24 protein-coding genes are annotated in these 25,910 nt (G+C 66.7%); 15 read left to right on the top strand and 9 right to left on the bottom strand.

Features of this window, described 5'->3' with window-relative positions; genetic code table 11:
- Positions 1-17 precede the first annotated feature (17 nt).
- A complete protein-coding gene (locus IT430_03690; protein MCC6907021.1) occupies positions 18-1,112 on the bottom strand; it encodes a GNAT family N-acetyltransferase in 1,095 nt (364 codons plus the stop codon).
- A 226-nt stretch (positions 1,113-1,338) separates the two neighbouring features.
- On the opposite strand from IT430_03690, the gene IT430_03695 reads away from it, so the two are divergent.
- A complete protein-coding gene (locus IT430_03695) occupies positions 1,339-1,893 on the top strand; it encodes a hypothetical protein (protein ID MCC6907022.1) in 555 nt (184 codons plus the stop codon).
- A 125-nt stretch (positions 1,894-2,018) separates the two neighbouring features.
- Positions 2,019-2,294: a 50S ribosomal protein L27 gene (rpmA, locus tag IT430_03700; GenBank protein ID MCC6907023.1), complete on the top strand. Its 276-nt coding sequence runs from the start codon at positions 2,019-2,021 to the stop codon at positions 2,292-2,294.
- Positions 2,295-2,372: 78 nt separating this feature from the next.
- Here the strand turns inward: rpmA and IT430_03705 are convergent, their stop codons facing one another.
- A complete protein-coding gene (locus IT430_03705) occupies positions 2,373-3,527 on the bottom strand; it encodes a phosphoribosylformylglycinamidine cyclo-ligase (GenBank protein MCC6907024.1) in 1,155 nt (384 codons plus the stop codon).
- A gap of 209 nt (positions 3,528-3,736) precedes the next feature.
- Positions 3,737-3,943 (bottom strand): hypothetical protein, encoded by a 207-nt coding sequence (locus IT430_03710; GenBank protein MCC6907025.1) that lies wholly within the window; start codon positions 3,941-3,943, stop codon positions 3,737-3,739.
- Positions 3,944-5,004: 1,061 nt separating this feature from the next.
- On the opposite strand from IT430_03710, the gene IT430_03715 reads away from it, so the two are divergent.
- Both IT430_03715 and IT430_03720 read left to right on the top strand, forming a co-directional pair.
- On the top strand, positions 5,005-5,715 hold the full coding sequence (locus IT430_03715) for a hypothetical protein (protein MCC6907026.1): 711 nt from the start codon (positions 5,005-5,007) through the stop codon (positions 5,713-5,715).
- Positions 5,716-5,880: 165 nt separating this feature from the next.
- Positions 5,881-7,059 carry a methionine adenosyltransferase gene (locus tag IT430_03720; GenBank protein MCC6907027.1) on the top strand — a complete coding sequence of 393 codons (1,179 nt, stop codon included), beginning with the start codon at positions 5,881-5,883 and terminating at the stop codon, positions 7,057-7,059.
- A 35-nt stretch (positions 7,060-7,094) separates the two neighbouring features.
- Here IT430_03720 and IT430_03725 read toward each other — a convergent pair whose 3' ends face one another.
- Entirely contained in the window at positions 7,095-8,147 is a 1,053-nt protein-coding gene (locus IT430_03725; GenBank protein MCC6907028.1) for a hypothetical protein, read from the bottom strand.
- Between the two features lie 274 nt (positions 8,148-8,421).
- On the opposite strand from IT430_03725, the gene IT430_03730 reads away from it, so the two are divergent.
- Entirely contained in the window at positions 8,422-9,033 is a 612-nt protein-coding gene (locus IT430_03730; protein ID MCC6907029.1) for a sigma-70 family RNA polymerase sigma factor, read from the top strand.
- 43 nt (positions 9,034-9,076) lie between these two features.
- Positions 9,077-12,022, top strand: coding sequence for a protein kinase (locus tag IT430_03735; GenBank protein MCC6907030.1), 2,946 nt, complete (start codon positions 9,077-9,079; stop codon positions 12,020-12,022).
- A 419-nt stretch (positions 12,023-12,441) separates the two neighbouring features.
- On the opposite strand, the gene IT430_03740 is transcribed toward IT430_03735, so the two are convergent.
- Positions 12,442-15,963, bottom strand: a complete 3,522-nt coding sequence (locus IT430_03740; protein MCC6907031.1) for a lamin tail domain-containing protein — start codon at positions 15,961-15,963, stop codon at positions 12,442-12,444.
- Between the two features lie 647 nt (positions 15,964-16,610).
- Here IT430_03740 and IT430_03745 point away from each other — a divergent pair.
- The 3 genes from IT430_03745 to IT430_03755 all read left to right on the top strand — a co-directional run bounded on the left by IT430_03745 (position 16,611) and on the right by IT430_03755 (position 20,804).
- Positions 16,611-16,874 carry a hypothetical protein gene (locus IT430_03745; protein ID MCC6907032.1) on the top strand — a complete coding sequence of 88 codons (264 nt, stop codon included), beginning with the start codon at positions 16,611-16,613 and terminating at the stop codon, positions 16,872-16,874.
- A gap of 109 nt (positions 16,875-16,983) precedes the next feature.
- Positions 16,984-17,550, top strand: coding sequence for a sigma-70 family RNA polymerase sigma factor (locus tag IT430_03750; GenBank protein MCC6907033.1), 567 nt, complete (start codon positions 16,984-16,986; stop codon positions 17,548-17,550).
- The gene (locus IT430_03755; protein ID MCC6907034.1) at positions 17,547-20,804 is read left to right on the top strand and encodes a protein kinase; all 3,258 of its coding nucleotides are present in this window, start codon (positions 17,547-17,549) and stop codon (positions 20,802-20,804) included. The genes IT430_03750 and IT430_03755 overlap by 4 nt, the downstream gene beginning before the upstream one ends.
- Before the next feature lie 250 nt (positions 20,805-21,054).
- Here IT430_03755 and IT430_03760 read toward each other — a convergent pair whose 3' ends face one another.
- From IT430_03760 to IT430_03775, 4 genes are all read right to left on the bottom strand, one after another.
- On the bottom strand, positions 21,055-22,065 hold the full coding sequence (locus tag IT430_03760; protein ID MCC6907035.1) for a transposase: 1,011 nt from the start codon (positions 22,063-22,065) through the stop codon (positions 21,055-21,057).
- A 284-nt stretch (positions 22,066-22,349) separates the two neighbouring features.
- Positions 22,350-22,568, bottom strand: a complete 219-nt coding sequence (locus IT430_03765) for a hypothetical protein (GenBank protein MCC6907036.1) — start codon at positions 22,566-22,568, stop codon at positions 22,350-22,352.
- Positions 22,568-22,816: a hypothetical protein gene (locus IT430_03770; GenBank protein ID MCC6907037.1), complete on the bottom strand. Its 249-nt coding sequence runs from the start codon at positions 22,814-22,816 to the stop codon at positions 22,568-22,570. Before IT430_03770 ends, IT430_03765 begins: the two co-directional genes overlap by 1 nt.
- On the bottom strand, positions 22,813-23,226 hold the full coding sequence (locus IT430_03775; protein ID MCC6907038.1) for a hypothetical protein: 414 nt from the start codon (positions 23,224-23,226) through the stop codon (positions 22,813-22,815). The genes IT430_03770 and IT430_03775 overlap by 4 nt, the downstream gene beginning before the upstream one ends.
- 362 nt (positions 23,227-23,588) lie before the next feature.
- Between IT430_03775 and IT430_03780 the strand changes: the two genes are divergently transcribed.
- The 6 genes from IT430_03780 (at position 23,589) to IT430_03805 (ending at position 25,907) form a co-directional block, all read left to right on the top strand.
- Positions 23,589-23,846 (top strand): hypothetical protein, encoded by a 258-nt coding sequence (locus IT430_03780; GenBank protein MCC6907039.1) that lies wholly within the window; start codon positions 23,589-23,591, stop codon positions 23,844-23,846.
- Positions 23,847-23,885: 39 nt separating this feature from the next.
- On the top strand, positions 23,886-24,368 hold the full coding sequence (locus IT430_03785; GenBank protein MCC6907040.1) for a hypothetical protein: 483 nt from the start codon (positions 23,886-23,888) through the stop codon (positions 24,366-24,368).
- Between the two features lie 39 nt (positions 24,369-24,407).
- The gene (locus IT430_03790; protein MCC6907041.1) at positions 24,408-24,707 is read left to right on the top strand and encodes a hypothetical protein; all 300 of its coding nucleotides are present in this window, start codon (positions 24,408-24,410) and stop codon (positions 24,705-24,707) included.
- Positions 24,708-24,797: 90 nt separating this feature from the next.
- Positions 24,798-25,373: a winged helix-turn-helix domain-containing protein gene (locus tag IT430_03795; GenBank protein ID MCC6907042.1), complete on the top strand. Its 576-nt coding sequence runs from the start codon at positions 24,798-24,800 to the stop codon at positions 25,371-25,373.
- A 3-nt stretch (positions 25,374-25,376) separates the two neighbouring features.
- The gene (locus IT430_03800; protein MCC6907043.1) at positions 25,377-25,652 is read left to right on the top strand and encodes a hypothetical protein; all 276 of its coding nucleotides are present in this window, start codon (positions 25,377-25,379) and stop codon (positions 25,650-25,652) included.
- A gap of 3 nt (positions 25,653-25,655) precedes the next feature.
- Entirely contained in the window at positions 25,656-25,907 is a 252-nt protein-coding gene (locus IT430_03805; GenBank protein MCC6907044.1) for a hypothetical protein, read from the top strand.
- Positions 25,908-25,910: the final 3 nt, after the last annotated feature.

Below are 25,910 nucleotides of genomic sequence, written 5' to 3' on the forward strand. Positions count from 1 at the left end.
TTCGTGGAAAAACCGCTTCACGCCGGGCCCGCGCTCCCGCTCAGACCCTTGACCACCGGCACACGGATCGAGAACCGCTGGAATCCCGCGCGGCGGTACAGACCGAGCGCGGGTGCGTTGCGGGTATCGACCGCGCAGGTCACCCCGCCGGAACCGACGAGAACGCGACCTCGCTGATCGGCCTCTGACCCCGCCTCGGCATCCGACCAGCCGAGGAGCTGCCGCAGCCCTCGTTCGAGCACCCTGGCCCCAAGACCACGGCCACGCACGGCCGGAGCAAGCCCGAGATATACCAGTTCGACCGATTCGAGCTCGGGCACGATATTGAAAAGGGCGCAACCGACAGGTTTTTCGCGCTCGAAGACCAGCCACCACAACGCGGGGTCATACCGTCCGACCGCTCGATGCGAGGCCAGCACCTCCTCGGCCGAGCGCAGGCCGCACAGTTCCGGACAATCGGCCGTGTCGATGTAGGTCTCTTCCAGGAGTGCCGTGATCGCCGCATCGAGATCCGCAACCGGCAGGCCCGACCCGTGCAGATCGGCGACGGACCGGAGCCGGACTCCCTCGGGCAGAGGTTCCCATCGCGGGGGCTGCGTCCCCGTTCGTCGCAAGTAGGCCAGATCGCCGACCCGGGTGAATCCGGCGTCGAGAAACGCGGCCAGCGCTTCCTTCTCGTGGGGCTCGAGCAGGGCCTGGGCCAACCGGGCAGGGTCATGTCCGTGCGCACCGTCGGCGACGCACCGACACGCGGCCCGAAGAACCGCGGCTCGTTCGACAGCCGCAAGGCCGGGCCCACCCAACGGGTCTGCGCCTCGCCGGATCAACGGCCGTCGGCCGGGCCCGGAGACGAACATCATCGCCGTGCCGCCCGCGCCGATCACGGCCAGCGACACCTGCCGCACCAGAACCGGCTGGTCCTGCCGATCATCGCCGGCCACCGTGGCCCACATCAGCCCCACATCGATCCCCACGCTTCCCGCGTTCTCGAGAAACCGCTCGGCCGCGGCGTGCGGATCGCCAGCCTGTTCGCCCACGAGCCGAACAACCGCGTCGAAGACCAGCCGGGGAGGGACGTGGATGAGCCGGACGCCCGGGTTCAGGGCTGGCATCCCGGAAGGCGTTGTGTGCGGTGCGGTGTCCAAGATCGGCCCGGAATCACGAGTCCCCCGACGAACCGAATCCCCCGAACCGTCCTTCCCCTGCCCGCGCACGGATGACCGGACCACACTAGACTATCGACCCTGCACCGGCCACATGGCCGACCGGAGCCTGTTGATGCCTCGTACCCCAGCCCGCACCGTCCGATTTGTTGCCGCCGCCTGTTGCGGAGCGGCGATGCTCGCCCTGGCCCCCGAGCCCGATCCCGTACCGCGAAGGTGGCAGCTCGAGATCGACCCGGGCCAACTTCGCGTCGCCTCGGTCGATGTCCGCGACACCGGCCCCCGCTCGTACCTGTACATGACCTACAAGGTCGTGAACAACTCGGGCGAAGACCTCCTTTTCGCCCCCATGTTCGAGCTCTCGCTGGGCGATGGGCGGGTCGTGCGGTCGGGTCGCGATGTGCCCCAGTCGGTCACGACCGAACTGCTGGGCCGGATGCAGGACCCGTTCATGCTCGACCAGATCTCCATCATCGGCGAACTGCTCCAGGGCGAGGAGAACCACAAGCGCGGGATCGTCGTGTGGTCGCTGAGCGGGATGGACCCGGAGCAAGTCACGGTCTACGCGGCGGGATTCTCGGGGGAGACCAAGTCGGTGACCTCCCCTGACGCGAAGCAGACGTTCGTCCTCCGCAAGACCCTGCGGCTGGACTACAGCACACCCGGCAGCCTCGAAGGTCAGAAGGCCGAGCCGCTGCCGATCAAGGAAAAATCCTGGATCATGCGCTGATCCGGTCGTCCGACCGCCGACCATCGATCGGCTCCTCCGACGGTGGAAGCCGGCCGGGCTTGGGTCTATCATCCCCGCCCGTTCGGCCGAGCTGGCTGTTCGGTTTTCGCTAGAGGATTATCGTCATGGCACACAAGAAGGGCCAGGGTTCAACCCAGAACGGCCGCGACTCCAACCCGAAGTACCTCGGCATCAAGCTCTACGGCGGCGAGGTCGCCACGCCCGGCGCGATCATCGTCCGGCAGCGCGGCACGCCCCTCAAGCCGGGCTTCCTCGTCGAGCAGGGACGCGATGACACCCTCTACTCGATCGGCCACGGCAAGGTCGTCTTCCAGGGCCGCAAGGTCAGCGTCGACCCGATCGACCCCAAGACACCGCGGCCGACGTGGCTGAAGGCCTGAGAAGCCCCGAACCTATGACTTCCGCGACCCGCCTTCTGGCGGGTCGTTGTGTTTTTGCACCGATGGCCCCCTCCGCGCCTACTTCCACCGCACATCCCCCTTCCCCTTCACGATCTTCCCGATCACGTACACCGTCTCGCCGAGCTTCTCGAGCTTCTCCTTCACGGCCTCGGCGAAGGTCGGCCGCACGATCAGCGTGTACCCGATCCCGCAGTTGAACACGCGGCGCATCTCGTCCTCGTCGATCCGCCCCTGCTTCTGCAGGAACGCGAACAGCGGCGGTCGCGGCCAGGCGTCGAAGTCCACCACCGCATCGACACCCGGGTGCAGGGCGCGCGAGAGGTTCCCCTCCATCCCGCTGCCGGTGATGTGGGCCATCCCCGTCACCACCTTCTTGACCTTGTACTGCCGGAGCAGCCTGGTGATCGAGTCGGCGTAGATCCGCGTGGGCGTGAGCAGGACTTCGCCCAATGTCGGATGGCGGATGGCGGATGTCGGATGTGAAGCAGGCGGCTTGCCCTTCGCGCGACGGCCATTCCCGGCGCTCTCGCCTTTGACATCCGCCATCCGAAATCCCACATCCGACATCAGGTCCAGCCCCGCCGTCTGGACCACTTTCCGCACCAGCGAGTACCCGTTGCTGTGGACCCCGCTCGAGGTCAGCCCGAGCACGATGTCGCCCTTCTCGACGCGCTCGGGGTCGGTCGCGCGGGCGAGCTCGACCACGCCCACCGCAAACCCCGCAAGATCAAAATCGGGGGGTGGGCCGATGTCGTACACATCCGGCATCTCCGCCGTCTCGCCCCCGATCAGCGCGCACCCCGCGAGCCTGCACCCCTCGGCCACGCCCGACACGATGTCCCGCAGCATCCTCGCATCCACCCTCCCCACCGCGATGTAGTCGAGAAAGAACAAGGGCTCCGCGCCCTGCACCACCATGTCGTTCACGTTCATCGCCACGCAGTCGATCCCGATCGTGTCGAACCTGCCGACCTGGCTCGCCAGCTTCACCTTCGTCCCGCACCCGTCCGTGCACGCCACCAGCACCGGGTCCTTGTAGTTGCGGGCAAAGAGTCTCTGGTTGAAGTCCAGGCGGAACAGCCCCGCGAACCCGCCGGGGTTGTCGATGACCCGCGGCCCGTGCGTGCGCCGCATGATCGAGCCGAGGCTCTCGGTGAAGGCATCCTTCTCGATGAGGTTGACGCCGGAGGCGGCGTAGGTGAGGGATCGCATCGCGGAGGAGGCGGCGGGGGAAGAGCCGGGGGGTGGGGGCATGAGGCAAGCGTATTCGGCGCGGGGTGCGGCGGTACGAGCCACGGCCGGCGGCGGGTGTGGAGCGCGGATGGAACGAGGAAGGGCCGGGGAAGGGGTGCGGAGCGCCGAGCCGCGGCCCGACCGCGCTGCGCAGCGCGGTTGCCGCGCGGTTCTCCACGGTTGAAGAGTCATCCTTTACGGTCGAAGCGCTGCGCTCCGCGGTCAGAGAACGGCTTGTCGCGGTCGAAGAGCGACCCGTCACGGTCGAAAAACGGCTTCTCGCGGTCGAAGCGCGGCGGTCCGCGGTTGAAGAACGACTCTTCACGGTTGAAGGATGATTTTTCGCGGTCGAAAGACCGCGCTTTGAGTAACCCTCTTCGCGCCCCACGGGTCAAGTCCGCCGCTCGGTGTGCCGATGCCGAGGGCCGAACCCCGCGCAGCGCGAAAAGAACGCACGCGCACCGGATCACGCCCGCCCAGGCTGCGCGCTCGGGGCCTTCCGGCCCCAACGGGGCCGCGGCCTGTAGCCACGGGTGGAGCAAGCGCGGGGCGCAGCCCCCGCGAGCGCAACCCGTGGGGGTGTGCGTGCTCGGATCGTCCTGCCCCGGCGGGGCAGAGGAACCGCCGGGCCGTCCTTCGCACGTTCCGCATCGTGCGATCGGGTGATTTCCCGCGATCGTCGCGCGCTTGTTTTTCTGTGCGGGGGCACGGCCCCTGCAACCCCAAGGGCATCTTCCCGGGCATCGCACGGTCAGGCACGACCGCGCGCCCGGCGCGCGAAGCCCTCGTGCACAGGCTCGCGAACCGACCGCGCGCGAATCCGGTTCTCTGCACGAGAGGGGGAAGCCCCCTCTCGTGCTCTCCCCCAGTGAAGACCAGGGCGAGTGCCCGAGCGCGTGCCTTTGCGCCCCTGGCCTTTGGGTTGCGGGGGCTGTGCCCCTGCCCGGCATCGTCGCTTCGATTCGATGCAGAGCCGGAACCTTCGTGCGCATGTTCGCGGCACGTGCGTACGCAGCAGCCGTCCTCTGCCCCGCCGGGGCAGGATGATCTGAGGGCACACGCTTCCACGGGTTGCGCTCGCGGGGGCTGCGCCCCCCGCTCGCTCCACCCGTGGCTACAGGCCGCGGCCCCGATGGGGCCGAAAGGCGGCGAACTGGGGCTGCGAGCCGGCGCCTCCGGTCTTTGGCCTCTGGGGTTGCGGGGGCCGTGCCCCTGCCCGGAGAAACGACTCCCGGAGAACGATCCGCATCCTCTCCGCGCCCCGCGCTGCCCGACTCGCGCGACCCGCCCGCACAAAGAAATGCGGACAACCGGTCTGTCGGGTTCAAGTGGGCGGATCGTCACGACGATACCGACCAGCGCCGACGGTCGCGTGACCGGCGGCTCTGTTCCGCAACGCAACGTTTTTCCCAGAGTCTGCCGATTCGCCAAGACCCTCAACGTAAGGAACACCAAGATGGGTACGTACCCGGTTTCTCCGCGTGAAGACTTCCTCGCCTGGTGCAACGCGCACACCCAGACATTCATCGATCACGCCGCCGCCATCGGCGCGACCCCGGCGCAGACCGCGGGTTTCAAGGTCGCGACCGAGAACGCGGCGAACGCGCTGACCGATCTCGACATCGCCCGCGGGGCCGCCGAGTCGGCCACCGCCAACACCAACCTCAAGTTCGCCGAGCTGCGCAAGAAGGCCGCCGAGATGGTCCGCAGCATCCGCACCTTCGCCGAGAACACCGGCAACCCGGGCGTGTACGTGATCGCCAACATCCCCGCGCCCCAGCCCCCGCAGCCGGCGCCCCCGCCCGCCCAGCCCACCGACCTCACCGTCTCGCTCGACCCGACCAGCGGCGCGCCCGTGCTGGTGTGGAAGGCCTCGAACCCCGCCGGCACCCAGGGCACCAGCTACATCATCCGCCGCCGCACCGCCGTCGCGGCCGACTTCGAGTTCGTCGGCGTCACCGGCGCCAAGAAGTTCACCGATGACTCGTTCTTCGCCGGGCCGGACATGGTGCAGTACACCGTGCAGGGCCAGCGCTCGGATGTCGCGGGGCCCGTCAGCCCGATCTTCACCATCAACTTCGGCCGCGTGGGCGGCGGGGGCGGCGGCGGGATGGGCATCGTGAGCACGATGCTCGAGGGTGCGCCGGAGGTGAGGGTCGCGGCGTAGAAAACGCGGCGAACGGCGGATAAAGGCCCCGCGAACGGCCGGAGGATGCGCCCCGGAGGCATGGGGCGCCGCCTCCGGCTGGTTTGCTCGGGCGTGTGGGCCGTTTCCCCGCCCCGCGCCGCAAACGCCTACCCTCCCGTCCCTATTTTCCGGGAGAGCCCCACGATGTCCCAGATGACCCGCCTGTTCACGTCCGAGTCCGTCTCGATGGGCCACCCCGACAAGGTCTCGGACCAGATCTCCGATGCCGTGCTCGACGCGATGATCGCCGACGACCCCTTCAGCCGGGTGGCGTGCGAGACGCTGTGCTGCACGGGCATGGTCGTCGTCGCCGGCGAGATCACGACCAACACCTACGTCAGCATCCCGGACCTGGTCCGCGAGACGATCCGGGACATCGGGTACACCTCCGGGGACATGCGGTTCGACGCCGACAGCGCGGGCGTCATGGTCGCGATCAACAAGCAGTCCAACGACATCGCGATGGGCGTCAACCGCGAGGGCGCGGGCGACCAGGGCATGATGTTCGGCTTCGCGTGCAAGGACACGCCCGAGTTCATGCCGCTGCCCATCCAGCTCTCGCACCTGCTGGTCGAGCGGCAGGCGGATGCCCGCAAGAGCGGGAAGATCCCCGGCCTGCGGCCCGACGCCAAGAGCCAGGTCACCGTCGAGTACCAGGACGACAAGCCCGTCCGCGTCGACACGGTCGTGCTCTCGACCCAGCACGAGCCGATGTGGAACGACCGCCAGGAGGACCTCAAGAAGCAGGTCGTCGAGCACATCATCAAGCCCGTGCTGGGCTCGTGGTGGAACCCGGGGATCACGATCCACGTCAACCCGACCGGCCGCTTCGAGATCGGCGGGCCGCACGGCGACACGGGCCTGACCGGGCGGAAGATCATCGTGGACACCTACGGCGGCATGGGCCGGCACGGCGGCGGGGCCTTCAGCGGGAAAGACCCGACCAAGGTCGATCGCTCCGCGGCGTACATGGCCCGCTACATCGCCAAGAACGTCGTGGCCGCGGGCCTGGCGGATCGGTGCGAGATCCAGCTGAGTTACGCCATCGGTGTCGCCGAGCCGACCAGCGTGTACGTGGACACCTTCGGGACCGCCAAGGTCGCCGAGGAGAAGATCTCCAGGGCCATCCGCGAGACGTTCAAGCTGACGCCGCGCGGGATCATCGAGACCCTGAACCTGCGCACGCCGATCTACTCCCCCACCGCCAAGCACGGGCACTTCGGCCGCGCCCCCGGCTCGATCACGTACAAGGGCAAGAAGTACGACACGTTCACGTGGGAGCGCACCGACAGGGCAGCCCAGCTGAAGGCGTCGATCAAGTGAGCGTGCATCGCGGGCCCGACCGGAAGCGGTGACCGCTACGGGCAGCCCTCGAAGTACGCGGTCAGGAAATCGAACAGGTCCTGCACGCTGACCGTCCCCGACCCGTTGATGTCCACGAGCAGGCTCCCGCCGAAGTAGGCGGCCAGGAAATCGAACAGGTCCTGCACGGTCACGCCGCCCGACTGGTTGTAGTCGGCCTTGCAGCACGGCGCGGTGTTGTTCCCGGCCGCGTTGCACACCGTTCCGACGCCCATGAACTGCGTGTTCGCGCCCGTGCAACTCGCCGCCGCCGTGGACTCGCACGTCGAACCCTTGCAGCACGCGCCCTCCTGGGGCGTGGCGATGCACGGATCAATCGGCTCGCACGGCGCACCCACACCGATGAAGCTGCCGAGGCACTCATCCAGGGTCGTCAGGAAGCACGACCCGGCCGCTCCGCAGCACGCACCCTTGACCTGGCAGTAGTTCACCGGCGAGCACACGCCACCGGGGATCCACACCCCGGTCTTGCAGCCTTCGCACGTGCACGCGGCGGCGGAAGCCATGAACGTGCAGGAGCAGGTGTCGGTGCAGCAGCACGCCCCGGAGGTGCTCATCTCGGCGAAGCAGACCTTTAGGATGAAGTTGCTGCCGTTGGTTCCTACCGGTCCGCCGGAGGCGACGCGGATGATGTACGGCGTCTGGGCATCAAGGAAGACCGCGTCGATCTGCGACCTGGCGCCGCAGAAGTCGTCGTTGCAGGCGATGGCGTTGGCGGTCCCGGCCGGGCAGTTGGTGTGCACGGACAGCACGCTGTCCCAGTTCGAGCTCGACCCGCACAGAAACACCCGATAGGCGCGTGTGACCGGCGGGATGAATCGGTAGTAGACATCACGCACCGAGGCGCTGCAGGTCGTCTGGCCTTCAGTCCCCGCGTTGATGTTCGATCCGGCGATGTCGGTGCAGAGCGGGATCAGTGTCGCGTTGGCGCACAGGTCATTCCGCGGCTGCCCCTGCGCGAGGGCCGACCCGTTCGCCAGGGCGAAAACAACGGCCGCGCACAGCGCGGCTCGCGCAGCCCCCCGAATCCATGAGCACGTCCCGGTCATCCGTACCACCTCGATTCGGGGCTTCGGGTCCCGATCAACTTGAGCAAGCACAGGCCAAGAGGCTCGGCCAACGTGGATTCTCTGTACTGAACATACCACAGCCATCTTGACTTACTGCCCGCAAGCAGGGGTCTTCTGACACACGGCCATGATCCGGGATGGCGCGGTATCATCTTTGGTAGTCAGGATCAGCAGTCTTAGGGACTTGGACGGGTAGTTCGACCTCCCGGCCAGCCCGCGACCGCGCGACTTCTTCTTGGCGGGACGAATCACATTGCCCAATCCTCCGCCGCACAGTCAGACCACCAGCCAGTTGCTCGCCGGCCTTTTCGACACCGCGAACACCGAGGTGTGGTCGCAGTTCGACGCGCGGTACCGCCCCATTATCCTCGGGGTCGTGCTCAGGCTCGGCCTTCGGCCCGAGGATGCGGCTGATGTGGCCCAGCAAGTTCTGTTCGAGTTTGTCCGCGACTACCGTCTCGGCAAGTACAACCGAGACAAGGGCCGACTCCGATCATGGATCGCCGGAATCGCCCGCAACCGGGCGATTGACCTGCTCAACGCCGAGCGGCGGGCTCGCATCGGCCGCGGCGAGTCGGCGATCGTGGCCCTCCCCGACCAGCACACCTTCGACCAGGCCTGGACCGCCGAGGAGCGCCGTGCCGTCTTGAATGAAGCCAAGCGCCGGCTCCGCGAGCACAGCGGACACGATGAGGCAACGATCCGCGCGTTCGAGATGGTCGTCGAGCGCAAGATTCCCGCCGAGACCGCCGCCGCCGAGTGCGGCCTGAGCATCGCCTCGGTCTACCAGGCGAAGGCCCGCATCGCCGAAAAACTCCGCTCGATCATCGAACAAGTCGAGGCGGAGTTTGTTGATCCGGCCTGAGCACCCGGTTGCCCGCGGATGTTGATTCACGAGAACCTCCACCGTGCCGCCGACGCCCGACCACAACCATGGCCACGACGGCTGCCCGCCGAGCGATCGGCTTGAAGAGATCGCCGCCGGCGCGATCGCCAACACGCACGAGCAGGCACACCTCGATGGCTGCGCCCGCTGCCGAACGCGGATCGATGCCGCGAGCGCGAATATCGCCTTCGTCCGTGGGTACGCCGAAGAATCCGCACAACCCTTGACTCCCCCCACCGGTCGCGAGCCGCGTGAACCCGGCGCCGCGCCGGCCATCGACACGCTCGAAGTCTCGCCCGATCTGGTCCCGGGCTACCGAATCCTCGATTCGATCCACGCGGGTGGACAGGGCGTGGTCTACAAGGCCATCGACCTTCAGACCCAGCGCCTGGTCGCCATCAAGATGCTGCTCGCGGGCCGCTTCGCCTCGCCGGAACAGGTCCGCCGGTTCGAGCGCGAAGCCGAGATCTCGGCCTCGCTCGACCACCCCAACGTCGTGACGATCTACCACATGCTCCGCGTGCGCGGCGATCGGTACGCGATCGTGATGGAGCACATCGACGGGGTTCCGCTCGACAAGTGGCGCCCGGTTGCGACCGCGGATTCGCGGCACTCGGCCGCGGCCCGCCGCCGGCTCGTGTCCGTGGTCCGCCTGTTCCTGGGTGTGTGCGAGGGTGTTCAGCACGCGCACAACCGAGGGTCTCTGCACCAGGACCTCAAACCTTCCAACATCCTCGTCAAGGGCGACGGGCTCGAAGCCATCGCGAAGGTCGTGGACTTCGGAATGGCCCGACCTCTGCGGAGCGATGCGACGGCGATCACCCAGCAGGGGCACTTCGGGGGGACGATCCGGTACGCCTCACCCGAACGTCTCCGCGCCGCCTCAGACGCGTCCGCGCGTGCGGATGTCCGCAGCGATGTCTACTCGCTGGGCGTGATCCTCTACGAGTTGGCCTGCGGCCGATGGCCCTTCGAGCACGCCGGCTCGATCATCGCCGAGTTGCAGGCCATCGAGACCGCCGAGCCCATGAGGCCTTCGACCTTCAACCACGCGATCGACAAGGACCTCGAGACCATCATCCTGACCGCGATGCACAAGGACCCATCGCGGCGATACGAGTCCGCCGGCACGCTCGGACGCGACCTGCATCGCTGGCTTCTCGGCGAGGCGGTCGAGGCCCGGCGGGACAGCGGCCTGTACCAACTGCGCAAGTCGGCACGCCGATACCGCGTCCCGCTAGCCATCGCAGGCGTGCTCCTGGTCGGATCGATGGCCTTCTTCGTGCAGTCGTTCAGGCTCAAGAACGCCGCCCTCCAGACCGCCAACGCCAAACTGCTTTCGAGTCTGAACAGCGCACGGGCCGATTCCACATCACGCGACAGCGACGTGCTGGAGGCTCAATACAAGGACGTGCTCCGGCACGACGCGACCGCCGAACGATCCCTCTGGCGGGTGATGTTCGGAACATTCACCGCCGGCCAGCCCGCCGATCCCGTCTCCGCGGCCAATCGCGATCGAATCCGTCGCGAGGCACTCTGGGCTCTGCGTGCGCACTACGTACAGGATCCCTGCATCGCCTCCACCCGACTCGACGCAGCGCCCGCCGCGATCAGGTTCGACCAGGGCTCTCAACCCGCACTCCTCTGGTGTGGAGAGGATGGCAAGCCGCACAGGCTCGATCTGTCCACGCTCGACGATTTGGAGGTTCCGAGCCCCGAAGCCGATCAGGCCCGCTCGGCTCTGCGTTCGCCGTCGGCAAGACTCGGCCCACGGCCCACCACCGGACCCGGCATCCGGGTCGGTCCCGGGTCGGCACGGCTGCATCTGCTCGACGCCAGCGGCCAAGCCGGGCGCGATTTGATCGGCCACGCCGCACCGATCATCTTCGCGGCGAAGGTCGCGTTCCCGGACTCTCCGCGAGATCGCACTCCGGCCGTCAACGCGGAGCGGTTCATCTCCATCGATCAGGACGGTTGCGCACGGCTCTGGGCGCCGGGCCTTCGACCCTGGGCAAGCACCTTCGCGGCACACAGCGTCGGCATCGTGGCCGCTTGGTTCACCGACGATGAGACACTCCTCACACGCGATGAACGCGGAGGTGTCCGGCACTGGTCGATCTCCCCGGCGGGACAGTCGGGCTTGCCGCGAGATCCGCCCTCAGCCGACTTCGGCGCGGCCACCGGCCTCGCGACGATCGCGTTCAACCGACCCCGAAACCTCTTCGCCGTGAGCGACGGCCGCGGCGCGGTGCGCATCGTCGATGGGGCTTGGCGCGACCTCTGGCGTTTCTCGACTGATGATGCACGGGTATCCGCCTTCGCCTGGTCACCGGACGGCGAAGCGTTCGCCGCTCTGGATGATCATCGCCGTGTTTTCCTGCGAAGCCCCGGCGGGGCGGTTCTCCGCGCTCCCCTGCTCATTCCGTCCGGCACAGCCCTCGACGCGGCCCGAGTGTTCACTTCGCTCGGTATCGAACCTCGCGGCGAGCGCGTGCTTGTTGGCACTTCCCGCGGTTCGCTGCTGATCGGCCGGACCGACAACCCCTGGTGGCCCGAGTTTCGACTGCGCGATGAACCCGTTGTGGCGATCGACACCACCGCTCACCGCGAGTTCCACACCGTCGCGTTCGCCGGCGCGATCTCGCTCATGGATGCCCGCTGCGACGGCCGCGTCCTGCTCTGGCTCGCGCCGCCTGACCCGCTTCCGATCACCGCCGCCGCGGCAAGCCCCGATGGCCGGTACATCATCGCCGGCACCCAGCGCGGCGAACTGATCGTCTGGGACCTCGCCGCGCACGATGCGTGCATCCGCGGCAACGTCAACCACCAGTTGAACACGCTGGCCCCAACCCAGCCCGATTCACCCCGATACGACCTGCCCGGCCTGCACCGTTGGCTCGACACCGCGCTGTCTGAGCGCCAGCCCAACCCCGGGAGCGACACGCCCGCGAAGCAAGCCGCAGAATGACCCCGATGGGGTTCGAACTACCCCCGGTTTTCTCGAAGGATTTCGCGGTTTTCCACAACGGAGTCGCAATGAGCGGCGCGTTTCTACAAGTGGGCTAGCCAGCGAAGGGGCCCTATCGACATTCGCACTCGGAGTGCGCCCTATTCCCCCCCGTACTCCTAACTTATGGGAACTCGAATCCTCCGGATGTTTGAACTGCACTCTGCGCTCCCAAACGTCGGCGCCGAATCTTGCAAACTGGTCAGGATCACGTGCAGGACGCGACCGTCAGATCGCCCGCGTGCTGAAGGTCATCCAGTTCCACCCGACCAACATAGTCGAAACCAAGGCTTCGGACGCCGGGCGACAAGAGGGCGGCTCCGCCATCGCGGAGTCGCCCTCGGTCCGTATCCAACACCAAGCAAGAGTGCGTTGTGAAGTCAGGAGCAGCCGAAGAAGTAGCCGGCGAGGAAGTCGAAGATGTCCTGCACGGTGAACGTCCCGCTGTCGTTGATATCGGCCCGTGTATCCATTGCGAAGTACAGAGCCAGAAAATCAAACAAGTCTTGCACGGTGAGGCCGCCGACCATGTTCATGTTGACGACGCAGCACTCCACCCAGTTGCCCGACCCCGGCGGGGATTGGCAAGTGGTGTTGAGGCCGTGGAACTCGCCACTCTGGCCGTAGCAGAAGCCAAGAGATGTGAACTGGCAGACCAGCGGCACCCCCTCGACCGCGGGATCGAAGCAGCACGCGCCGAAGCACACGTTCGTGGCCGTGCACGTCGTTCCATCGCCCAGGTAGATGCCGCCCGACGCGGGGGTGCACGCCGACTGAGAAACGACCCGGCAGAACGGAGCAGCATCACGCACGCAGCACGCGCCACCGCACGAGCCGGGTGCGCACGCGGCACCAACGCCTTGGAAACTACCTGTGCAGGTAGCGACTGTCTCCAGGGCGCAGCCGGCTGCGGTGCAGCACGCGCCCGAGCACGCCGCGGCATCGCACACGGTGCCGAGACCGCGGAACACCGATCCGGCGCCGCATCCCGACGGCAAGGTGAGCGAGCACCCACCCGCGGAGTCACAGCACGCTCCCTCGCACGCACCGATGCAGTTGTACCCGTGGAAGCGGTAGGTGCCGCCGAGGGCATCGCACTGCGACTGGGTGACGTTGGTGCAACCGGTCGAAACGCAGCACACGCCGAGACATGCCGTCGGCCCGCAGGCAACCTCAAACCCGACGAACAGGCCGCCCATCGCCAGGCAGTCGCCGCGGAACTCCAGCGTGCAGGTCATCGTTCCCGGCATGCAGCATGCGCCGGTGCAGGTGGTCGGCTGGCACGGCGTCTGGTAGCCCAAGTAGGTGCCGACGAGTGTATTGACGCAGTTAAGCTTGCCGCGAACCTGGCACACGCCCGAGCTGGCAAAGCAGCACGCACCGAAGCAGTTGAACAACCCACAGGCGCTCTGCCCCTCGCGCACACCGCCGGAGGCGATGCACGCGGCATCGGACACCAGCGTGCAGGTGCCGTCGGGAGCGCAGCAGGTCACGAAGCAGAACGTCGGCGAGCACGCACCCGGTCGCGAGGTGCCGCCGAGCCCCGTGCACGCTGTGGAGGTCACGAAGACGCACGACTGATCCGGCAGGCAGCAGCCGCGCGGGCAAAGATTGGCCGTGCACGTCGTGCCGTCGCCCGAGTAGACGCCGGAGGCCGTGGCGCACGCCGTTGAGGTGAACTCGGCGCAGGCACCATCGAGCAGGCAGCACGCACCCACCACCAGACAGGTGTTGGCGTCGCATGCCACGCCCGCTCCGAGGAACAACCCGCCCGCGCTCGTGCACGTCGAAGCGATCCGCGTAGTGCATGCCGAAGCGATGCAGCACGCCCCGAGGCCGGGGTCGCCGCACGGGCTGCTGACACAGCTGGTGCCGGCGCCGTGGAAGACCTTGGGGCCTCCGCCAGGCCCCGAGCACGCCGCGGCCGATCGGATCTCGCACAGGTTTGTCAGCGTGAAGCAGCACGCGCCCAGCGGCGCACCGCACGGGTTGGCATCACAGGTCGTCTCATTGGGCAGGAACGTTCCGCCCAGCGCATCGCAGGTGTCGGCATCCCAAAGCATGCATTCATCTGTCTGGCAGCACGCCCGGAAGACCACCGTCAAGCAGTCATTCGATGGCGTGCAGCCCGTGCCCGCGCCCCGTGGGTCGCCGTTCAGGTTCTGGCACGGCACGGCTGGCAAGAGGTAGCACTGGCTGTCGAAGCAGCAGGCGCCGATGTCTGCACACATTCCGGGCGAGCACGTGACGCCGTTGCCCAGGTAGATACTGCCCGCGCCTTCGCACATCGCGACATCGGTGATGCTGCACGCGCCCGCCAGCGTGCAGCACGCACCCGTGCCGCACGGGTCGGGCAGACACGATGAGCCCGCGCCCAGGAAGAGGTTGCCGCCGCAGACCGAAGCGCTCACGATAGAACAGTTAATGCCGAAGCAGCACGCCCCCAGCGGCGCGCCGCACGGGTTGGATGCGCAGGTGGTCTGGTTCGGAACAAACGTCCCGCTGACTGACGCGCACAGCGACTGGGTCAGGATCTCGCAGATCGCCGTGCGGCAGCACGCACCGACGGGATCGCTCACGCAGAGGTTGATCGTGCACGCAAGCCCGACGCCCTGGTGCGTCCCGTTCAGGAACCCGCATTCTCCGATGCTCGCCTGGACGCAGGTCTCATCCGGCAGGCAGCAGGCACCTGTCGTGTTTGGGCACTGCCCCGGCGTGCATGTTGTGCCGTCTCCGCGGTAGACGCTCCCCGATGACAACACGCAGTTGGATGCAAATCGGACCTCGCACAGGGTGCCAAACGTCCCGAAGCAGCACGCGCCTGCCGGGGCACACAGCGCCGGCGCACAAGTCGCGTTGAGGCCCATGAACACGCCGGCAGAGACGCAGTCCTGCTCCAGTTCGTACGTGCACTGGCCGTCAGCCCTGCAGCACGCCCCGAGCGAGCATGACGGATCGAGCCCCGCGCAGACCACGCCGTCACCGTTGTAGCGGCCGGGAGGGTTGGTCGAGCACCACTCGCGCGGATAGAAATAGCACCCCCCTTCGTAGCAGCACGCACCGGGCGTGCACGCGCCGCCGGTACAGGTCGTGCCCTCGCCGAGGAAAACCACTCCGCCCTGCAGACCGCAGTCATTGATGTCGAGCAGCAGGCAGGCTCCGGTGTCCAGGCAGCACGCGCCGAGCGAGCAAGGGTCCGGACTGCAAGATGAGCCTGCGCCATGGAACACGCCGCCGCTGCAGCCGGCCTGCGAGGTGACCGTGCAGTTGACGCCGAAGCAGCACGCGCCATCATCGCACCAGGCTGGTGTTGACGCCGTATTGCGTGGATCGGCCGTGCCGGTCGTGAAGTCGGCTCCGTTTTGATCGGTGTCGGTGCAACCGAGCGCGACCTCTCGCCGGTAGGTTGCCGTTGATCCGCTCGGGTTCGCCGGGGCCACCGCGGCGCCTTCGAAGCAGTTCGATGAGCCTAGTCCGACGAAATCCTCGAGGTCGACGGCAACGTTTGCATCTGATACCGGACACGATGTTCCCGACGCGATCGTCGTGCTGATCCGCATCAGCGCAAGTTTGCCGTTGCCGATGTTTGTGGTGCCGGTCGCATCGGGCGTGGGAAGCGGCTGGAGACCACCACCGGCGCCGGCGCTGAGCTGGATCAGATAGAACTGCCCTGCTGCCAACGTCGTAGCGGACAGGTTCGTGCGGGTCCAACTGGACCCAGTGTTTGAGGCATACTGGATTGACCAACCCGACAGCGACACGGGGCTGGAAGACCTGTTGTGCAGCTCGACATAGTCGTTGCGCCATGTTGCGCTTGCGGCTCCGCCATTCACGTAGACCTGGCTGATGACCACGTCACCCGCGCTGGCGATCGCGTTGGGGGCGAGCAGGCCGAGCATCATGATCGCGGCTCGGGTCGGTCGGCGCACACGCGGCGAAACAGGGACCAGTTGGCTTCCGTTCGTACAGGGGAGCGGTTCTCGGTGGAGCACACTTCTCATGGGGACCTCGCGCTGTAAACTGTGACTCGGGCTGGATCCGGCCGTGGGATGGCTTCGGCCCCGGACGATGGGCTGCCGACCGCCGCACGACGGGGCATTGACAGGACATTCGCCGGAGTTTGACGCGACCCGACAAGATTTCGTCGGGTGTTGTGGGTCCTTGACGAATGAAGACGGTGGGTTTAAGAGCGGCGAACAAAGCGGGCTCCTTCGCCGCGGCGTGCGGCTTGCAGCCTCGAATCGAGTCACCCAAATGAACCCGGGTTCTTCTGATACCCCAACCGTCGAGCAGGTCTTTGAGGCGACGGTCTCTCACCCCCGCTCCCGCCGGGGTGAATTGCTCGACTCGCTCTGCACAGGACGGCCCGAAGTGCGGAAAGAGGTTGAAGAGCTTCTCAATGCCTATGACCGGTCGTGCGAGACCGGCGTGCTGGGTTCTCCGATCGATCCTCGCGTCACGGCCGAGGCGTTGGATGTACCGACCATTCCTCCGCACTCGAATCTCGGTGCGTACCCGTCTTGAGGTCAGTCCGGTAGCGGTTGAGCCGATGACGATCGACCCTCGCCTGGGGCTCGCAGAGTCCCTCATCGCGCTCGATCGAGCCGAAGAGGCGGTGCGGCAACTCGACTGGTTCTTCAACGATCGTCGTTCGCCGACGAGCATTCCTGCCTCGGCGCGGGCCGCGGCGACTCGCCTCATGTTGCGTGCCTGGGAGCGACGAAACGCTCTGGCCCCTGAAGATGAACAGGTCCAGCGGAGCGTGAACGAGTGGGCGGGACGCGTGCAGGCGTTGCCGGCCGGCAGGCCGTAGGGTCGGGGGAAGTCGGCATGTTCAGAGTCCGTGCAGGCCTTGCGTCGCGAGAGGATTCCTGCGACAATGTGACGCTGGATGCCGGCCGCGGCCGGCACCCAGAGCGACCATGACGACCGAACCCGACGCATCAGCTTCCACGAGCTCCTTTCGGACCGACGAGGTCTTCCCCGAGGTCTATGAGGAACTCCGCCGATTGGCCCGGGCGCGGCTCCGAGAGATCAGGCCAGGCCAGACACTCCAGACCACTGCGCTGGTCCATGAGGCATACGTCAGGCTTGTCAAGAGCGGGGATGCCCGTTGGAAGGGGCGTGCGCACTTCTTCGGTGCCGCGGCCAGGGCGATGAGGCTCATCCTCGTCGATTACGCACGGCGGAGGAGCCGCCTGAAGCGAGGCGGCGATCGCGTGCGTCTGGGCCTAACGGTCGATCTTGAGGATCGAAGTGATGAATCCCACGAAGGGGTCGAGCGGCTTGGCGAGGTGATCGGGCGGCTGGAGGCCCTCGACGCCCGCAAGGCCGAACTCGCCTCCCTGCACCTGTTGGTCGGCATGACGCACGAACAGATCGCCGAGGCGATGGAGTTGTCGGTGCGGACGGTCGAGCGGGAGTGGCGATTCTCACGCGCGTGGCTCCAGCGGGAACTCGACATCGCAGCGCCGGGGCGCTCTCCATGAGCGATCCGGTCAGAGAGCTCCAGCAGATCTTCGACAAGGTGGTCGATCTTGCCCCGGAGGAACGGGCACGCCGGCTCACCGAACTCTGCGGTGAAGACCGTGAGCTCAGGGCAGAAGTCGAGCAGCTACTTGCAGCATTGGAACGATCGAGCCGAGCCCACGGGATCGTCAGGCCGATAAGCCCGGCGTACGCGGCCAGCGCGCTCGATGCAGAGTCTGATTCGATGGTTCCAGCGGCGTTCGGCCCTTACCGATCGATTCGATCGTTGGGTGAGGGCGGGTACGGCCTTGTGTACCTCGCCGAACGGACGGAGCCATTTCGCCAACTCGTCGCCATCAAGGTGCTCAAGCCCGGGCTGGACACACGGGCAATCCTGAGCCGCTTCGATCACGAGCGACGCGCTCTGGCACTCCTGTCACACCCAGCGATCGCGAAGATCCTTGATGCCGGCGAGACGGAACAGGGACGACCGTACTTCGCCATGGAGTATGTCGAGGGCGTCTCGCTGTCGAAGTTCTGTCGCGAGCACAATCCGCCGATCCCGACGCGCATCAAGTTGCTCGTCGAAGTGGCCGCGGCGATTCAGTACGCTCACTCCAAGGGCGTCATTCACCGCGATCTGAAACCGGGCAACATCCTCGTAGCCGGAGCGCCGGACAGGCCCAGACCTGTCGTGATCGACTTCGGCATCGCCAAGATCGCCGAGGCCACGGCAGGCCCCTCTCTCACGCTGGAAGGACGAGGCCCACTGGGAACCCCCGAGTACATGAGCCCGGAGCAGTTCTCAATTGAGGCGGGCGAGATCGACACACGGACCGATGTCTATGCGTTGGGAGCCGTGCTCTACGAGTTGATCAGCGATCGCCCACCGGCCTATCAGACGGCACTCGAAGGTCGTAGCACGGAGAGCATCGCTCGATTGATCTGTGAGTCTGAGCCGATCTTCCCCGCTCCCAGTTCCAACGCTCTGCACGGCACACGCTCGACTGCGGCCTCGGCTCGGCTGACCCGTGAGTTGGGCTGGATCGCGATGGAGGCGCTTCGACGTGAACCGGACCGGCGATATCAGAGTCCCGCGGAGTTCGCGGCAGACCTCGTCGCATGTCTTTCAGGGCTGCCCGTTTCCGCTGGCCCTGACTCTCGCACCTACCGCCTCCGAAAACTCGCTGCACGGAACAAAGGCCCGGTCGCGGCCGTGCTGATCGGTGTGTTTTCACTCATTGCCGTCTCTGTCATGCAACTGCGGGCGGCGCGTCAGGAGCGTTCGTTGCGACTGGTGACAGACGATGCGCTCAAGCAGGCAACTCGGCGCGGGGTCGAACTCGAGGAGGCCAACCGGCAACTGCGCCGCCAGCGAACGCTGGCAAACCTGGCGGCGGCAGCCGCCCACATCGAAGTCGGCGACGCCACTGCGGCTCAACAGCGCCTCCTGAGCATTCCTCCCGACGAAAGACCGTGGGAGTGGCGACTTCTCGCGGCGGAGTCCGACCGAGCGGAATCCCGGGCTCGCCCATTCCGGAACAACATCGAAGAACTGAGCCTGAACCCGGATGGACGTCTTCTCGCGGCCGCGGCGACGTACGAAGACATACGTGTTCTGGACTCGACAACCCTGGAAACGGTTGCGATTCTGCCGGGATTTGCCGGACAGCAGTCGATCGCCTGCGCCTTCCATCCGCGCGAGCCGGTCCTGATCGTCGGCGCATGGGACGGCCGTCTCAGGTCGTACAGCGCGGAGTCGTTTGAAGTTGTGCGTGAATCTTCGACCGTGCCGATCGACGACCTTCTGGTCTCGACAGACGGCTCGTTGATTGCCTTCCGAGATGCTCGCGACAATCGGGTTGTTCTGTGTGAGTATCCAAGCCTCAAGGAGCGCACCCGCTTCGGAGACGAGGTCCGGGGCCTGGCTTTTCTGCCTGAATCGCGCAACATTGTGACCGTCGGCGCCGGCCGCGCGTGTGTGCATGACGAGAGCGGTCGGTTGGTTCGACATGCGGTCATCCCCGACGGCTTCGCTGATGTCTGCGTCTCGTCATCCGGCGCACGGATGGCGACCATGTCGGACCAGGCGATAGTTCTCGAGACGAGCGCACTGCGGACCACGGCTCGGGTCAGCGCCGTGTCCAGATTCATCACGGGTGCTTTCGTATGCGGCGATCGCTGGATCGCTGGTGGAGGCGTCGACGCTGCACTCCGACTGATCGACCCGGCATCTGGAATCGTCTCGCACCGGTTGCTCTGCCCGGGGCGAGGCGTCTTCGTGGGCCCTCAATCCGCAGATGGCCGTACGCTCTTCACGGGTTCTTATGACGGGCAGGTTCATCGCTGGAGCCTCACCGAACTCGGCTTCGCGCAGCGGGATTCCGAGCCCCCGATCAGTGTTTCCATACGATCCGACGGCAACGCATTGGCCTTGATTGCCCCGCACGGAGGAAGGGTCTCGATCCTCCGCTCGCAGGATCTTGGAACAAGCGCTGAACTCCAATCGGGGCTTTCGAGAGTCTCCGCGGCTGAGTTTGTCCACGAGCGCAATACCTTGATTGCCTCGGGCGTCGGCGGCACGGTCAGCATCGATGTCGACAGTAAACACGTTCGAACAATCGAGGTCCCCGGCGGTGTCGCCCACGACTCGGCGCTCGCGGCAAGGCCCAACAGCAATGAAGTGCTGATCGGATCACCCGGCGGAAGCGCTTGGAGGATCGACGCCGCATCCCTCCGCACCGTGCCCTTAAGCAGTTCCGGAGCCTCGCTGGGACTGCCGCTGGCGGTAGGTCCTACCGGTCGGCTAGCGGTTTGCGCCGACATCGGCGTCGCGCGTGTTGTGGACATCGAACGCGGCGCGGTCGTGTGCACCTTGCCGGAGAACACGAACGATCGAGTCAACTGCGCTGCCGTCTCACCCGACGACCGCTTCGCGGCCATTGGTAGCTGGGATTCTAAGCTGCAAGTGTGGCGAATTGCCGACACAACTCTGATTGCGGACCTGGAACTTGATTCCGCGCCGCTTTCGGTCGGCTTCATGGCGGATGGCGATAGCCTTGTTGTCACTGATGTTGCGGGCTACCTTCGCGTGTGGAGCACACGTGACTTCGCATCAACCCTGGTCATGCGTGCGGGACGCAGCTGGCTGGGATCCCGCGTGCATCCGGACCAGCAAAGACTGCTGACATTTGAGTCACTCGCCCCGGCGACCATCCGCTGGTGGCCCGCGCACAGCAACCGCTCGACGCCGGAGACGGATTGGCCACGATGATGGTGAGGGTCACCGACCATCGACTCCAGAATGACCAGTTCGCTCCTGGAAAGGTCGAGAGTTCCCCACGTGTGTGCGCTGCTTCGTTCGCGCCTTCAACTCGACCTCCTGTGGTCGGCCGCTGGAATGTCCGGTCTTGGCCGCTTAACGGCGGGTTTGCCGCCGCGTGCATCTCCCCGGTAGCGGGGATAATTTCACAAAAAAAGCCCTGTGGGTGCCAACTACCTCATCACGTCCCCGAAATTGGCGGTCATGCCGCCCTCCGGTAGCGATGGTGGAGGCCACCGACCATCGGCTCCGCGATGATCGGCCCGTCCCCAGGAAGGTCTGGCGTGCGTCCGTTCGGCGAGTCACGACCCAACGCTTGATGGCAGCGGGATTCGTGGTAGTAGTTCAAGTAATCCCCGACCAACCTCAGCAGGTGTTGCTCGTTCAGAACGATGACATGATCGAGGCATTCTCGTCGCATTGTCCCGATCACCCGCTCCGCGTACGCGTTCTGCCAGGGCGAGCCGAGCGAGGTCCGAACCTGCGTGATCCCCATCGCGCTCAAGCACCGATCGACCGCTTGGCCGAAAACTGAGTCATTGTCGTGGATCAGGAACCGTGGCGCCGAGTCGAACGGGAAGGCTTCTCGCAGTTGACGCACAACCCACTCCGCCGTCGGATGGGCCGTCACGTTGAAGTGGATGACTCGTCGCCTTGCATGGTGCAAGATCACGAACACGTACAGCACGCGGCCCGTGATGGTCGGTACGGCGAAGAAGTCCATCGCGGCCGTGCAGTCCAGGTGGTTGTGGATGAACGCCCGCCACGTCGAGGACCGCGGCCCGCGCTCACGATCACGGCCGAGGTACTTGGCGATCGTCGCCCGCCCAATCCTGTGCCCAAGCATCGACAGCTCCGCCTGAATCCGCGGCGTTCCCCACAGCGGGTTCTCGGACGCCATCCGCTTGATGAGAGCTCGAACATTCGTCCTTACCGGCGGCCGCCCGCCCCGCGACTTCCAGCGCCAGAACAGCCGGAACCCGGCTCGATGCCACCCGACCACCGTCGCCGGCTTGACAATGACCAGGCACTCCCGCCATCGCCGCAGCACCCGCCGCGCCACAACCCACACCATCCGATCCCGCCGCGTCAGCCGCGGCCGCTTCACCGACCGTTGCAGCACAGAAAGCTGATGCCGCAACAGGGCATTCTCCGCAGCCAGTGCCGCGTGGTTTGCCAAGACCCCGCGGAGAAACGTCAGGAACACCACCATCCCGACAGCCTACTTTCGATCGCTCAATACTCCGCTGCACAGGAGTTTGCACACGTTGCAATGCAGCGAAGTCACAGGGCTACACCTTCACATTCAACTCGACCTCCTGTGGTGGCGGTGGGTTTCGTGTCCGGTTTTGGCCGCTTAACGGCGGGTTTGCCGCCGCGCGCATCTCCCCGGTAGCGGGGATGATCTGGCGAGAAAACCAGCCTGCTGTTGCGCCACGGTGGTTGAAGGCACCTGGCTGACACCACCGCGTTTGCCACCCTACCGGCACCCGAATGTCAGCGTGCGGGCGGTGTCGCCAACCCGATTCTGAAGAGCAGCGCGCGGCTCGCGCGGCCGCAGCCGGGGCATGGCGAAGGGGGCTTGGGCTCGTCGGGCTCGATGGCGAACACAAGACCGCCGGGACCATTGCCGCCGCAGAGGTCGCAGCGCGCGGCAACCGCCACGAGACGGCGCTCGATGGCCGAGACGCGGCGCTGGAGGGGGCTGCGTCCCATCAGTAGGGCGTCTCCGCCGGCACACCGCCGGTGAGCACCAGCCTGCCGCCGGAATCGTCGAGCCTGCCCCGCCACGCGCGCGGGCAGCCCCGGCAGATGATCAGGTCATCGTTGAGCTGTGTGCAGCCGCGGAGCGGGCCGGTGCCGGTCTCGGGATCGACACCGCCGCAGCACGTGCACAGGCGCGGCGCCATCGCCCGCACGAACCTGGCGTGCACACGCTCCAGCCGACCGACTCGTGCGGTCAACCGCGCCATTGCTCGCCCTCGCGCTTGTCGCCACCCTGCTGCCCGTCCTCCAGCCGCTCGATGCGCTCGACCAAGTCGTCCAGCTCGATCGACTCGCGGCCGAAGCGCATCATCGCGGCGGCCGCGGCCACCTTCGACGGGCTCGCGCTGAGCGGGTCGGTCATGACCTTGGCCAGCACGTTCACCGCGAGCGGCGTGTAGTGCTGCGTGAGCGCGATCGCCTGCGCAAACATCTGGCGGCGGGCCGAGCGGAAGGCCTCGCGGAACACCGGCTCCCGGAGCCAGCGCCGGAGCGTGCGGTCGCTGACATCGGCGGCCTTGGCGGCCTTGGCGAGCGTGGGCTGGGTGAGCAGCGCCGCGATCGCGGCCTCCTGCTCGGGCGTCAGCCCCTCGTCGAACGTGAACTCCATGAATGCACCCCCGGAATGGTGATGGCGAATTGTAACCCCGTACGCGCGGCGTATCGGCCAGCGCGGCGGTCGTTGGCCGACGCGGCGGCGTGGGCGCGAGCGGGAACGCGTGGCGGCAATCGCCGCCGGACGGGAACGGCCCCGCGCGGGCCAACGTCGCCCAACGGCGCGGAAGCACCATGAACAGCCAGGCCGTGGGGCTGAAGTACGGACGGCACTAGGCGCGTGTTAGGCGCGCCGAAGAACTTGCCCACATGCCGCAGAATCTTCTCGGATTCGCCTTGCTGACGGGGGGATTGCATGGCTTCATGTGTCACACGCGAGCGGGAACCAACGCCCCCGCCGCGAAGGAGCACACGACCATGAACATCAAAGCCATCGTCATCGAGGGAACGAACGGGGATGTCGAGATCACCCGCACCGCGACCGGGGCGCAAGCCACCCGCAACCACGACATCATCGCCGAGGTCAGCCGGGGTGACGACCGCGAGGACCGCTACGCCAGCGCCGTCTCGGTGGCGCGGGCCATCTACCGGGCCGACAGGCGGGGCGGCGCGGCGGCGACCAACTCGATGGTTCACGCGGTGCTCGACCAGATCGAGCGCGTCGCGGGCATCTGAACCGGCCACCACACCACCAACCACCAGGAGACCACGAACATGACAAACACAACGACCAACCCCGCCCCCCCCGCCACGCACACCCCCGAGTACCAGGCCCTTGCCGACGCCTGCCGCACGATGGTGGACGCGTTCTGCAACAACAGCACCGCCAACCAGCGGGCCGCGGCCGCGCGGGTTCTCGACCTGCTGGGGGAGCGCGAGATTCCGGCCGACGAGATTCTCGACGACCTGCGCATCACGAAGAACGAAGGTCGGCGCGGCGGGGCGGGCGGCCGCTGGGTGGCCGGATGCTTGGCCCGCCACGAGTTCGAGGCGCTCGTGTTCCCCGAGCACGCGGAAAGCCCCGACTACGAGATGGACCAGAGCCGCATCAGCAAGTTCTGGCTGCGGGACCAGCTCACCGACCAGGTGGTCTGCGAGTTCGACCGTGGGTGGTCCATCAAACCCAGCACGGCGGCCGCCAAGAACATCACCGGCCTGCTCGCCCACGGGTTGGCCGACTACGTGTTCGGCGAGTAACCCCACGCACCCCCCACCAACCACCAGGAGATCACCACCGTGAGCACCACCAAGACCAACCTGGACCGAACCGCCAAGCAGAACGCCCTCAGCGCCGAGATGGAGTGGGCCAAGGTCGAACTGCTGTTGGAGACGCTGGAAACCCGCAAGCGCGACGCGCTCGACATTCACGAGGTACCCGTGTGGTCGATCAAGGACATCGTGCGGCACGCCTTCGAGACCGGCTACCGCGAGGGTCTGCACGCGGGCTACCGACAGGGGCGGGGCGATGCGTGCGCGGAGTCCGCGGGCGGCACAGCCCCGAGCAGCCCGCGCAACCCCGAGTTGCCCACAGCATGAACTGCACGCGGCGGCGCGGTAGCCCGCGCCGACCACGCTTGCCCAACGCGATGTGCGACGGGCGTTCCGCAACCTGATTTGGAGACGACCATGAGCAGCAAGAAGAAGACATCGGTGCGCGCAGGCGCGAAAAGCACGAACAAGCCCCCCCCCAGCACGCCAGCGAAGGGCGCGAGCGACAAGGCCCGCAAGGCGGCCAGCGCGGAGATTCAGGAACGCATCGAGCGACTGGACGCGACCGATGCACCCGGCCCCGACCCGACGGCCGCCCAAGACGCGGCCGAAACCAAGCCAAGCACCACGCGCGGCAAGGGCGCGAAGGCCGCACCCGCGGGAACGTCGGCCAAGAGCGCGAAGACCCCGGCCCCGAAACCCGCGAAGGAGCCGAAGGCCAAGAAGGTCAAGACGCCCAAGCCCCCGAAGGTCAAGAAGGTCTCCTGCCTCGACGCCGCCGCGCAGGTGCTCGCCGCCAGCGACAAGCCCATGAAGGCCACCGACATGATCGCGGCGATGGAAGCGAAGGGTCTGTGGAAGACCGGCAAGGGCCTCACGCCCGAGGCAACGTTGTACGCCGCCGTCATCAGGGAGATCGCCGCCAAGGGGCGCGAGGCTCGCTTCAAGAAGCACGACCGCGGCCTCTTCGTGGCCGGGAAGGGGGCGAACTGAACCATGTTGACCGTCGCCAAGCTCTCCGACATCCTGAACGGGCTCGACCCCGATGCGCCGGTCATCGCCGGCATCATCAACGGCGATTGCTACAACGCCGCCGACGCCATGCAGCAGGTGCATGGCGGCGTACTGAGCCTCTACATCCTGTGCTACGAGGAGCCGCGCGACTGGGAATGGGACGGCGACCCGCCCATCATCAACGCCGATGGCACCGGGACTCTGCGGTACGACCCGCCAACGGACGACGCGCCCTCCGGCGACAGGAAGGGGGCCTAACCCATGAAGCTCAACGAGATTGAAGTCGGCGGCCGCTACACCGCCAAGGTCTCGGGCCAACTCACCACCGTCCGCGTGCTGGCGATCCGCGAGGTGCCCCCCGCGTGGCACGACGACAAAGGTGGCTGGCGCAAGCGCATCGACGTGGTCAACGAGCGGACGGGCCGCAAGACCTCGTTCGCCTCGGCGGCGAAGCTGCGGCGCAGGGTCGATACGCCGGAACCAGCACCCGTCGAACCGAAGCCCGCCGCTTGATCG

The sequence above is a fragment of the Phycisphaerales bacterium genome (assembly GCA_020852515.1).
Taxonomy (GTDB): domain Bacteria; phylum Planctomycetota; class Phycisphaerae; order Phycisphaerales; family UBA5793; genus UBA5793.